General features: G+C 59.4%; 12 protein-coding genes. 9 read left to right on the forward strand and 3 right to left on the reverse strand.

Translation table 11 applies throughout. The annotated features are described in order from the left end of the window. Positions 1-23 precede the first annotated feature (23 nt). The 3 genes from AC6I8D_RS06010 (at position 24) to idi (ending at position 3882) form a co-directional block, all read left to right on the forward strand. Positions 24-1133, forward strand: coding sequence for a suppressor of fused domain protein (locus tag AC6I8D_RS06010; RefSeq protein ID WP_046288438.1), 1110 nt, complete (start codon positions 24-26; stop codon positions 1131-1133). Between the two features lie 177 nt (positions 1134-1310). Then, the gene (locus AC6I8D_RS06015; protein WP_031377406.1) at positions 1311-3206 is read left to right on the forward strand and encodes a methyl-accepting chemotaxis protein; all 1896 of its coding nucleotides are present in this window, start codon (positions 1311-1313) and stop codon (positions 3204-3206) included. A 148-nt stretch (positions 3207-3354) separates the two neighbouring features. After that, positions 3355-3882, forward strand: coding sequence for an isopentenyl-diphosphate Delta-isomerase (idi, locus tag AC6I8D_RS06020; protein ID WP_031377405.1), 528 nt, complete (start codon positions 3355-3357; stop codon positions 3880-3882). A 187-nt stretch (positions 3883-4069) separates the two neighbouring features. On the opposite strand, the gene AC6I8D_RS06025 is transcribed toward idi, so the two are convergent. After that, entirely contained in the window at positions 4070-5545 is a 1476-nt protein-coding gene (locus AC6I8D_RS06025; RefSeq protein WP_312052893.1) for an MFS transporter, read from the reverse strand. A 340-nt stretch (positions 5546-5885) separates the two neighbouring features. Here AC6I8D_RS06025 and osmF point away from each other — a divergent pair, with 340 nt between their 5' ends. From osmF to AC6I8D_RS06045, 4 genes are read left to right on the forward strand one after another with little or no spacing between them, the layout of a single operon-like run. Then, on the forward strand, positions 5886-6797 hold the full coding sequence (gene osmF / locus AC6I8D_RS06030; RefSeq protein ID WP_312052891.1) for a glycine betaine ABC transporter substrate-binding protein OsmF: 912 nt from the start codon (positions 5886-5888) through the stop codon (positions 6795-6797). 3 nt (positions 6798-6800) lie between these two features. Beyond that, complete coding sequence (locus AC6I8D_RS06035) at positions 6801-7976, forward strand: ABC transporter permease (RefSeq protein ID WP_497819787.1); 1176 nt, start codon at positions 6801-6803, stop codon at positions 7974-7976. Then, a complete protein-coding gene (locus AC6I8D_RS06040; RefSeq protein ID WP_312052887.1) occupies positions 7969-8916 on the forward strand; it encodes an ABC transporter ATP-binding protein in 948 nt (315 codons plus the stop codon). The genes AC6I8D_RS06035 and AC6I8D_RS06040 overlap by 8 nt, the downstream gene beginning before the upstream one ends. Continuing rightward, positions 8904-9635, forward strand: a complete 732-nt coding sequence (locus AC6I8D_RS06045; RefSeq protein WP_312052885.1) for an ABC transporter permease — start codon at positions 8904-8906, stop codon at positions 9633-9635. Before AC6I8D_RS06040 ends, AC6I8D_RS06045 begins: the two co-directional genes overlap by 13 nt. On the opposite strand, the gene AC6I8D_RS06050 is transcribed toward AC6I8D_RS06045, so the two are convergent. Then, a complete protein-coding gene (locus AC6I8D_RS06050; protein ID WP_227021873.1) occupies positions 9616-9723 on the reverse strand; it encodes a YohO family small membrane protein in 108 nt (35 codons plus the stop codon). The two genes, AC6I8D_RS06045 and AC6I8D_RS06050, sit on opposite strands and share 20 nt — an antisense overlap. 85 nt (positions 9724-9808) lie before the next feature. Next, entirely contained in the window at positions 9809-10543 is a 735-nt protein-coding gene (locus AC6I8D_RS06055; protein WP_312052880.1) for a MerR family transcriptional regulator, read from the reverse strand. A gap of 150 nt (positions 10544-10693) precedes the next feature. Between AC6I8D_RS06055 and AC6I8D_RS06060 the strand changes: the two genes are divergently transcribed. Further along, positions 10694-11257, forward strand: coding sequence for a helix-turn-helix domain-containing protein (locus AC6I8D_RS06060; RefSeq protein WP_497819788.1), 564 nt, complete (start codon positions 10694-10696; stop codon positions 11255-11257). Then, positions 11254-11772, forward strand: coding sequence for a GNAT family N-acetyltransferase (locus AC6I8D_RS06065; protein ID WP_497819789.1), 519 nt, complete (start codon positions 11254-11256; stop codon positions 11770-11772). Before AC6I8D_RS06060 ends, AC6I8D_RS06065 begins: the two co-directional genes overlap by 4 nt. Positions 11773-11828 lie beyond the last annotated feature (56 nt).

Below are 11828 nucleotides of genomic sequence, written 5' to 3' on the forward strand. Positions count from 1 at the left end.
CCTCCAGGCTTTGTCGAGGCACTATGACGTACAAATCCCTGATTGCTGAAGTCCACAATCAGCAACGCACCCTGACCGCGATTGTCGAGCAGGATGCGCGTACCGCCTATTTTTACATCTGGCCGACCGATCTGTTTCGCAGCCAGTACGCGGTGCGCGGCTGTTGGTTACGTAATCTGCTGCCGGCACCGGCACAGGAAGATCGTGAAGCGATGGAGCAGGGCATTGCGCCGCTGCTCAGCGCCGAATATTGCCGTAATCTGGAAGCCGAGCCGGAACTCGATCCGGCAGGCCTGCAGGTGCTGTGGGAGCCGAGTGATGATGGCGCGGCCTTGTGGTATTACGGCCAGTTGCTGGCGGTGATCCCAGGCTGGAGCCTGTATCAGGATAAGCAGGTCAGCTTCTCTGCCGGCTGCATCAAAAAAAACCGACTGACGGCGCCGCTCGGATCGGCTTCCACCAACGACTATTACGCCCGCGCCGAGCAGCAGCGTCAGTTCTGGCGTGAATGGCACGACGGCAGTGAGTGGGATAAGGTGCAGCAGGATTTAATGGCCTGCTATCAGGCCCGCTTTGGCGAGTCGGTGAAATATTACGCCATCGATCAGGGCAGCTGGCCTCCGATGGCGATTTCCCAGCACTGGCACCAGGGCGTCTGGTACTTCCTGACGCTCGGCATGAGTATCCGGCCGATGCCGCAGGTCGATTATCTGTTTGATGAGCTGGCGCCGCAGTATCGCCGTATCGAACTGGGCATGGCGGTTGACGGTGAAGTGATGACCGAAGGCAATGCGGTGCAGATGGCCAGCGCGCTGGCGGAGTTTGTGCATCTGCCGTGGGCGCGCCTCACCTGGCTGGGGGAAGGGCACACCCTGGCGTCAGAAGTGGCACCGGTCGGCTTTGACAGCTTTTTACTGGCGGGTGAACTGGCCAGCGAGAGCGCGCAGTTCAAACTGCCGAAGCGCGACGGCGATCGACCCACGCTGCTGTGGACTACCCCGATTACCGAGGCGGAACGCCAGTTCGCCCAGGCTGATGAGCACGGCGGACAACAGCTGCGCGAGCGGCTGACGGCAGACGGCAATAACCATATCTTCCGGCCGCGTCAGCAGGTGGTGGATTCGCCGGAGTAGTGCCCGACCCGGTCGCTTCCGGCCGCCTGGCGACGACACGTCGCCAGGCGTAATACTAAATTCTCAGGCTAATCAGCCATTTTTCAAATCTGTGATCCTGCTCATCTCAAGTTCCGCTGGGCCGCGCCGTTAACCCGGATAAGGCAATCGCGCCACACCAGGTCCAGGGGAACAAAGATGTTAAAAACAACACAGTCCCGCTTCACTGCAACACTCATCGCTTTCTTCGTTGCACTCCTGTTGATCACCGTCTGGGTGATTAACCAGTTTGTCGCTCCACAGTTGATTGACAGCGAAAGCCGTCTGGTTCGCTATCAGGTTGATTCCCTGGCGTCCGGCATCGTTGAACAGATGAACCGGGTTCAGGCGCAGCAGCGCGCTATCACCGAGGCCGCGTCTGTGATGGATAGCGCCACCATCGACACCTTACTGCCGACGCTGGTGAACCAGTATCAGGACAGTAACGTGTTTGGCGGCGGGATCTGGCCACTGCCGAATCGTCGCGATCCGGCAAAAGAGAAAAACAGCAGCTTCTTTGCCCGCAACGCCAGCAACGAACTGCAGGTCAACACCTACTGGAACTCCGATGCGGCTGACAAATACTGGGAGCAGTCCTGGTACAAAGATGGCATGGCAGCAGAGAAAGGGCAGTGCGCCTGGGCCAAAGCTTACCAGGATGCAGCCAGTCCGCAGCCGCGCACTAACTGCGCCATGGCGATCTATCGCGACGGGACCGTCTGGGGCGTTGCGACCATTGACGTCACGCTCGGCTTCTTTAACCAGCTGGCAAAACAGATGGGCGAGGCGATTCACGGTAACGTGCTGATCGTAGAAGCCGACGGCAAAGTGGTCGGTAACGGTGCGCTGGTGAACGCGGCACCGAAACTGGAAAACCTGGCCGACGTGCCGTTGCCGATGGCCGCGCCGCTGAAATCGCTGCTGAGTGGCATCGGTAATCAGCCGCTGGAGACCACCTTTGACAGCAACGACGGTGAGCAGACGCTGTTAGTGCAGGCGATCCCGGGCAGCCCGTGGTATCTCGCCAGTAGCCTGCCGACCAGCCTGCTGAAAGCGCAGTCTCACAATATGCTGACCCGTCTGGGCCTGGTGCAGATCCCGCTGGCGGTGATCCTGCTGCTGGTGCTGCTCGGTTTTGTGCGTGCCATGATGAAACGCCTCAGCGTGCTCAACAGCAATATCGAAGCCCTGTCGACCGGCGGTGCGGATCTGACTCAACGTCTGCCGGCCAGCAACAGCCCGGAATTTAACGCGGTGGCGCAAAGCTTCAACCAGTTTATCAGCTACCTGCAGGGGCTGATGCAGCAGGTCGGCGACAGCGCGCTGGCGATTACCGCCGCCTCGCGTGAGATTGCCAGCGGCAACGCCAACCTCTCGTCACGTACTGAAGATCAGGCCAGTTCGATTGTCGAAACTGCGGCCTCGATGGAGCAGCTGACCGGCACGGTGCGCCAGAATGCTGACAACGCCACGCACGCTAACCAGCTGGCCGGCGATGCGTCACAGGTGGCGGCGCGCGGGACGGAAGTGGTACGTCAGGTAGTGACCACCATGGGCGAGATCCATCACTCCTCGCGTAAAGTGGTCGATATCATCAGCGTGATCGACAGCATCGCCTTCCAGACCAATATCCTGGCGCTTAACGCCGCGGTGGAAGCGGCGCGGGCCGGTGAGCAAGGGCGCGGGTTTGCCGTGGTGGCGTCGGAAGTGCGTAACCTGGCACAGCGCTCGGCTAACTCAGCGCGTGAGATCAAAAAATTGATCGAAGAGTCGGTGTCGAACATTGATGCCGGTAGCGCACTGGTGGAACAGGCGGGACAAACCATGGATGAGCTGATGCAGGGCGTCAGCAGCGTCACCACACTGATGAGCGAAATCATGTCGGCCAGCCGCGAACAGAGCATGGGGATTGAGCAGGTTAACGTCGCGATCACCCAGCTTGACGGCACCACTCAGCAGAACGCCGTGCTGGTGGAGCAGGTATCGGCTGCGGCACAGGCGATGGAAGTGCAAAGCACCCAGCTGGAACGGGTGGTGCAGAGCTTCAGATTGTAATCCCTCCTCAGGCCAGCCTTGCTGGCCTGATTTTCTTCCCGCCTCATCCGCCTATCCCAGACTGGCTGCCGTTAAAAATTCCGCGTTGTGACCGCCCAAACTGGCAATCTTGTGCCAGAATAGTTGGGAATAATCTCAAGGAAACGCCATGTCTGCTATTGAAGTTATCCTCGTTGACCACCTCGATCGTCCCACCGGCAAAATGGAAAAGCTGGAAGTGCATGAAAAAGGATTACTGCACCGCGCGGTGACGGTCTACGTCTTCAATTCCCGGCAGGAGCTGCTGTTACAGCGGCGCGCCAGCGATAAATATCACTGTGGTGGTTTGTGGAGTAACACCTGCTGCGGTCATCCTTATCCCCATGAATCAACCCAGGATGCCGCTGAACGGCGTCTGCGCGAAGAGATGGGAATGGAGGTCAGCCTGACGCCGATGTTTGAGCTGAGCTACAACCTGCCGCTGAGTAATGGCCTGACCGAACACGAATATGGTCACGTCTTCTTTGCGGTTTGTGATCGCCTGCCACAGCTTAATCCGCAGGAGGCTGACGCTTTTGATTACCGTTCACTGGCGACCATTGAACAACAGATGCGCCAGCAGCCGCAGCAGTTCACGCCGTGGTTTTTGCATACTTTTCCGCGCATTCCGGCCCATCTCGACGCGTTTCCGGCATAAAAAAACCGCACGCTAAGGTGCGGTTCTGGTCGTCGATAACGCGCAGCATACCTCCTTTGCAAAATCGCTGTTTAAGGCAGGCTCAGCACGGGCCATGCACGGCTCGCGCTGCTTTGCTAGCGACGTACGCTCCCCTCGCTTTACCTTCCGCAGCCGTTATCGCTACATCCTGAGAAGCTATTCGGGATCAACGCTGCAGCTCAAAATCCTCGGCATCCACATCATAACCTGACGGTTCCCAGCGGATCGCCAGCAACGCCAGCAGACCCGCCAGCGGGGCGAGAAAAATGACCCAGAACACCCCGGTCCCCAGCGCCGCGACCAGCACCGGAAACAGGAACAGCGACAGGGTCGAACTGCCACGCATCAGCGTCTGGTTAAAGCCAACCCCCACGCCACGCAGCGAGGTCGGATAGCTGAGTGAGGCAAAAGTCATGGTATGCGAGCCGGGACCGAAGCCCTGACCAAACAGGAACAGCGCCAGCATACCAATCGCCAGCGCCGCTTCCTGACCGCCTTCCGGGCGACCGATCAGCGCCAGCCCGAGCAGCGCCACGCACTGACAGGCATAACCAGCCACTGACATCCTCCACGCCCCGAGACGCGGCACCAGCCGTACCGCCAGAATGCCGCCGACAAACGCAAACAGCAGATTCAGCGCCAGCGACACCAGAATGGTGGTCAGCATCGACTGGGCAAAGAAGCTGGAGATGATGACCGGCAGGCCAAACGCCACGGCGTTATAGGCAAACGAGGAGGCGATAGAGGTAATGGTCGCCAGCACGGTGCGGCGTCGATAGACACCCTGCAACAGCGCGCCGTAGTTACGCCAGCTGGCTGGTCGCGCCGGTCGGGTGGGCGCCAGTGCCGCATCGGGTGCCACCTGAGCGTTAATATTCCATGCGCTGCGTAAGATTGAGGCGGCCGCCTGCAGATCGCCCTGATTGGCGGCCCACACCGGCGACTCGCTCATGTAACGACTGCGAATGGCGATAATGATAATGGCCGGTACTGCGCCAAAGCCGAGGATCAATCGCCAGAGCCAGTCGGTATGGCTTTCCGGCAGCACCGCGTAGAGCAGCAGCACCAGCAGATAGGAGATGCTGATCGCTGCGTACCAGGTCGGGCACCACATCGCCACGCTGGCCGCTTTATTGCCTTTACCGCGCAGCTTCGAAAACTCTGCCAGGAAGGCCATCGCCACCGGCAGATCGATGCCGACGCCGAGCCCCATCACGAAACGCGCGCCGCCTAACACATATTCGTTTGGCGCAAACGCACAGGCGATTGCCGCCACCACGAAAAAAAACATATCGGCCATGAAAACCCGATAACGGCCAATTTTATCGGTCAGGTATCCGCCGATCAGCGCGCCGATGATCGCCCCGAAGGTGATGGACGAGGCGATCATGCCGGTGCCGGTCGGGGTCAGATTAAATTCACGCGCCACGTCTTTGATACCAAACGCCAGTGCGCCGAGATCGTAGGCGTCGAGAAATACGCCACCGAGCGCGATGGCAACCACAATGCGCGCGTTATTGCGGGCGCTGTCGCCGCTGTTTACCAGGCGGGAGACATCCGCCGCGCTGCGTATCCACTGCGTTTCGCCGCTCGGCGCACTCCCTGTTGTGGCCACATGGGCTGAAGAGATCAGGTCGGTCATGATGTTGTGAGTCTTTTATTATAAAAACAGGTCATCGAGGATAGCCGTTTAGACGCCCAGACGTAAATTCATTTCAGTTATGAATAATAAGTTTTTAGTCTCAAATTGTTATTAATTTGCGATAAAGTCATCTACGGGGCGGCACAGCCAGGCTACGCTTTTAAGGCAGCTAACCAAACCGCTCTGCGTCAGGCGACGGCATTCATTGCGGCGCTGCCGCTGCACCGAATCCTCGTGACAGCGTCGGGTACCGCGATGCGCAATCCTGAATCACCAGGGTGAAAAAATCGATAACAACACTCAATAACAACAGGCGATAACACGCGATAAGGAACAGGTCATGATCAACGTTCGGGGTTTGATAGGAATCAGTGCTTTGCTGCTCAGTCTGGGCATCGCACACGCTGCCGATCCGGTGCGGGTCGGTTCGAAAATTGATACTGAAGGTTCACTGCTGGGCAACGTGATTTTGCAGGTGCTGGAGAAGCATGGCGTTAAAACCGTCAATAAAATTCAGTTGGGTACCACTCAGGTGGTGCGCGGCGCTATCACCGCCGGGGAACTGGATATCTATCCGGAATATACCGGCAACGGTGCCTTTTTCTTCAATGACGAAAAAGACAGTGCCTGGAAAAATGCCCGTGAAGGCTACGAGAAAGTTAAAAAACTGGATGCCGAAAAAAATCATCTGGTGTGGCTGACGCCTGCGCCAGCCAACAACACCTGGACTATTGCGGTGCGTAAGGATCTGGCAGAGAAAAACCAGCTGACCTCGTTGGCCGACCTCAGTGCCTGGCTGAAAAAGGGCGGCACCTTCAAGCTGGCGGCCTCGGCAGAATTTATCGAACGCAGTGACGCGCTGCCGGCCTTTGAAAAAGCCTACGGTTTCGACCTTAAGCAGGATCAGCTGCTGTCGCTGGCCGGCGGTGATACTGCCGTTACCATTAGCGCGGCGGCGCAGCAAACTTCTGGCGTTAACGCGGCGATGGCCTACGGCACCGACGGTCCGGTGGCGGCGCTGGGATTACAGACGCTGACCGATCCAAAAGGCGTGCAGCCGATCTACGCGCCGACGCCGGTGATCCGTGAATCGGTACTGAAAGCCTATCCGCAGATTGGCGACTGGCTGAAGCCGGTATTCAGCGCGCTGGACGAGAAAACGCTGCAGCAGCTGAACGCCAGAATTGCGGTCGACGGCCAGGACGCCAGCAGCGTGGCGAAAGAGTGGCTGCAACAGCAGAAGCTGCTGTAACCGATGCAGATATCGCGGGAAGCGATACGACGTCCCGGTCAGCAGCCGGTCGCGCTACTGCTGCTGGCACTGCTGAGCCTGACGCTGGTGGCGCTGCCGTTTCTGACCTTCGCGCCGAACCGGCTGGTGGCAGGCGCGCCGCTGATGGGCTGGCAGATCAGCCAGTCGGCAGTAGTGCTGCCGCCGCTGGCGGTGCTGTGGCTGCTGCTGTGGTGTCCGCCGTCGCGCGTCAGCCTCAGCCTGGCGCTGTTGTCGGCCGAACTGATGCTGGCGGCGATGATCTGGCTGAGCGGCAATCAGGCGACACTGCTGAGTCAACACGGCAGTCGGCTGGCTCGCACCAGCTTTGCCAGCGGCCTGTGGTGCAGCGGGGCGCTGCTGCTTCTGCTGATCACCGACACGGTGCGGCAACTGACCCGCCACCGGCTGGCACAGCTGCTGCTTAACCTGCAGGTGTGGCTGCTGCCGCTGTTGCTGCTGTTCAGCGGCCAGCTTAACGATCTCTCCCTGCTAAAAGAGTATGCCAATCGCCAGGCGGTATTTGACGGCGCGCTGGTGCGCCATCTGACGTTGCTGGCGGGCACCGTGCTGCCGGCGCTGATCATCGCGCTGCCGCTGGGCATTCTGCTGTTCCGGCAGCCGCGCTGGCAGAGCGGGGTATTTGGCGTACTGAATGTGATTCAGACGGTGCCTTCGGTGGCGCTGTTTGGCCTGCTGATTGCGCCGCTGGCTGGCCTGGCCCAGCGTTTTCCGTGGCTGGGTGCCTGGGGTGTCAGTGGCATCGGTATGGCTCCGGCGCTGATTGCGCTGGTGCTTTACGCTTTACTGCCGCTGGTGCGCAGCGTGGTGGTCGGTTTGCAACAGGTGCCGCAGGAGGTGCGCGAAAGCGCACGCGGCGTAGGGATGAGCGGCCGGCAACAGTTTTTCGCGGTTGATATACCGCTGGCCTTGCCGGTGTGGCTGGCGGGACTGCGGGTGGTGGTGGTGCAAACTCTGGGCATGGCGGTGGTCGCGGCGCTGATTGGTGCCGGCGGCTTTGGCGCGATTATTTTCCAGGGCCTGCTGAGCAGCGCGCTGGATCTGGTGCTGCTCGGGGTGATCCCGGTGATCGCGCTGGCGGTCACCGTAGATGCGCTGTTCCGCCTGCTGATCTCACTGCTGGAGAAAAAAGATGATTGAATTTAACCGCGTCTCGCGCGCCTTTAACGGCAAAGCGGCGGTCAGCGATCTCTCATTGACGGTGGCGGAAGGGGAGTTCTGCGTGCTGCTGGGCACCTCCGGTTCCGGTAAATCGACCACCCTGAAGATGATTAACCGGCTGGTCGAGTTCGACAGCGGCGAGATCCGTTTCGCCGGCGAGTCGATTCGTCAGCTTGATGCCCGCGCGCTGCGGCGGCGGATGGGCTATGCCATTCAGTCGATTGGCCTGTTTCCTCACTGGACGGTAGAGAAAAATATCGCCACGGTGCCGGCGCTGCTCGGCTGGTCAAAACCGCAGGTTACGCAGCGGATAGAGGCGTTGCTGACGCTGCTCAACCTCGATGCGCAGCTGCTGAACCGTTATCCGCATCAGCTTTCCGGCGGACAGCAGCAGCGGGTTGGCGTGGCGCGTGCGCTGGCGGCCGATCCGGAGGTGTTGCTGATGGATGAACCGTTTGGCGCGCTCGACCCGGTGACCCGCGGCGCGCTGCAACAGGAGATGCTGCGTATTCACCGGCTGTCGGGACGCACCATTGTGCTGGTGACCCATGACATCGATGAGGCGCTGACGCTGGCCGACCGCATCGTGCTGATGGATAACGGTGAGATTGTCCAGCAGGGTAAACCGGTTGAGCTGCTGACCCAGCCGAAAAATGAGTTTGTACGTGACTTCTTTGGCCGCAGCGAAATGGGCGTGCGGCTGCTGTCGCTTGGACAGGTCGGCAATGCCGTGCGGCGCGGTGAATGGCTGGCGGGCGAACCGATCGCCGCCGGGCTGACGCTCCGCGAAGCGCTGTCGCAGTTTATTACCCGGCGTACTGACAAACTGCCGGTGATTGATGAACAGCAGCAGCCCCTGGGCGTGCTCTATTTTCACGATCTGCTGACGCTGCGTGAGGACCCCGCATGCGCTGGCTGACCGATCCGCTGCTCTGGCTGGTGCTGCTGTATGCTGCGCTGCTGACGCTGATGCCCTATAGCGGGCCGCTGTTCCACCGCTGGTTTCCCGAGCTGGCGCGGCCGCTTTATCAGCAGGAGACCTTCTGGCAACTGACGCTGGCGCACCTGTTTCTGGTGATCACCGCCAGCCTGCTGGCGATGGTTATCGGCGTCGGCAGCGGGGTGATAGTGACCCGGCGCGCCGGTCGGGCGTTCCGGCCGTTGATGGAAACGCTGGTGGCGGCCGGACAAACCATTCCGCCGGTGGCGGTATTAGCGATAGCGGTGCCGGTGATGGGATTTGGTGCCTGGCCGGCGGTGGTAGCGCTGCTGCTCTACGGTTTGCTGCCGATCTTACAGGGCACGCTGGCCGGACTCGACAGCGTACCCGCCAGCAGCCGGGAGATTGCCGAAGGGGTCGGGATGAGCGCATGGCAGCGTCTGTGGCAGATTGAGCTGGCGCTGGCCGCCCCGGTGATTATCGCCGGGATCCGCACCTCGGTGATCATCAACATTGGCACCGCTGCTATCGCCTCAACGGTCGGGGCAAAAAGCCTCGGTTCACCGGTGATCATCGGCTTAAGCGGGTTTAACACGGCGTATGTGATTCAGGGGGCGTTACTGGTGGCGCTGCTGGCGATTGTCAGCGATCGCCTGTTCGAGCGCCTGCAACGCTGGCTTAGCGTGAGTGAACGATGAGTGAATAACCGACCAGCATCAGACCGCTGGTACCGCCAGCCGCCATTATGAAAAACAGCGTAGCGAAGAATGTTTTTTTCCAGTTCATGGGAAAACCTGAGCGCGTGAATATGAGGCGGGAATGATAGCGCGCGCAAGGCAGCAGGCAAAGTGCCCAGCGTGCGTTTTTGTCATCAGGGTGTTTCGTGCAACCGCACGGCGTAGCCCTGTTCCTGCCAGTGTGACAGTTGATCCTGCTGACGACGGGTCAGTTTTTTACCGGTAAATACAAACATATTCATGCCGGGAAACAGTTCCGGACGCGGCACGTCGAGCGGCTCAGCCAGCACATCGATGCGCCAGCCATGTTGCGACAGCCGCCAGCCTTCCAGCCAGATACGGGTACGATCCTCAATGCCCCAGCCGATAATCAGCGCATCTTTACCCGCTTTTTTGCGGCTGCCGGTCAGGCAGAACGCCACATAATCAATCAACAATCCATCCAGCAGGCTGCACATGGTGCGGGCGGTATTCTGGTCGAGACTGAGCTTCTGGCGCACCGGCATGAAGACGTGATCGATCAGCGCATCAACCGGATGTTCACGACCAATAGCCGCGATCTTGTTACGCAGCTTGGAGGGTCTGACGTGGCGTAACACGCTGATGAGTTCATCCTGCAGGGTGGTCCAGCCGTCGTGCGCATCAACATCACCGCCTTCCAGCAGCGCTTTGACTTTTCCTACCGGCACGCCGCTTTCGATCCAGCGCATGATCTCTTCAATGCGCTGAACATCTTCTTCATCAAACTGACGATGCCCACCTTCGGTACGTTGCGGCTTCAGTAAGCCATAACGTCTTTGCCAGGCGCGCAAGGTCACTGGGTTTATGCCACAGCGCTCGGCGACGTCACCGATACTGTATAGGGTCATAAATTCCTCTATAGACTGATCTGAGTGGAATTACCATAACGAAGCAAACTAAGTTGTACAATACATTTTTGAGTGTACAACTTGACCGCTGCGCCTTTTCTCAGCTATATCTCACATAAGAGAAATAATTCCCAATTATGAGAGGATGCGATGCCGGACCTGAATACAGAACAACGCCTGGCTGCGCGGCTGGCGGAATTACGCTTGCAACGCGGCTGGTCACTGGATGAGCTTTCAATCGCAACGGGTATCAGCCGCGCCTCATTATCACGCATTGAGCGCAGCGAGACCAGCCCCACCGCCGCACTGCTTAATCGTTTGTGCGTGGCGTACGGATTAACCATGTCGCGCCTGCTAAGTGAAGTAGAAGAAGATGCGAAGCTGCTGATCCCATATGAGCAGCAGCCGGTATGGAGTGATGAGGCCAGTGGCTTTCACCGCCGAAATGTGTCACCGCCTGTTACTCATTTTAGATGCGAACTGGTGGAGGGCAAATTACGCCCCGGCGCGCGTATCGATTACGACGCACCACCGATTCACGGTATGGAACAGCATATCTGGCTGCGTGAAGGCGGCCTGACCGTCAGCATGGCAGCTCAGCGCTGGAGCTTACGTCCCGGCGACTGTTTACGTTTTCATCTGACGGGAAAATCGGCCTTTGAAGCGCACCTGACCGAGGGCGCGCACTATTTACTGGTGGTGGCAAAACCATGATTAATTATCAGATGCTCAGTGCCAGCGAGGCACAGCAGGCGCTACCCGAACTGTGTCAGGTGTTGCAGGCCTGCGTCGCAGACGGGGCCAGCGTCGGATTTATTGATGCCGCCGACCATCAGGCGATTGGCCGTTTCTGGCAGGATCGCATCTACAGCCTGGCGAGTGGCGATGCCGAATTGTGGGTGGCGCGTCAGCACGGCAGCGTGGTGGCGACGGTGATGCTCAACAGCAGCTCAATGCCCAACGGCCGCCATCGGGCGGAGGTCACCAAACTGCTGGTGCATCCGCGGGCGCGCCGGCAGGGCATTGCCCGCCAGCTGATGCGGCAGGCGGAACAGCAGGCGCGACTGCAGGGTAAAACGCTGCTGGTGCTGGACACGCGCAGCGGGGATGTCGCCAGCGATCTCTATCGCTCGCTCGACTGGCAGGTCGCCGGCGCAATTCCGTTCTACGCCGAATCCACCACCGGCGAGCTGGATGCCACGACCTATATGTTTAAACTGCTGGGTTAGCCAGTCCCGGACGGCATCCGTGACCGCTTGTGGAACCGCAGACGAAAAAATTGTCC

The sequence above is a fragment of the Pantoea sp. X-Soil-MYKO-1785 genome, assembly GCF_059730675.1.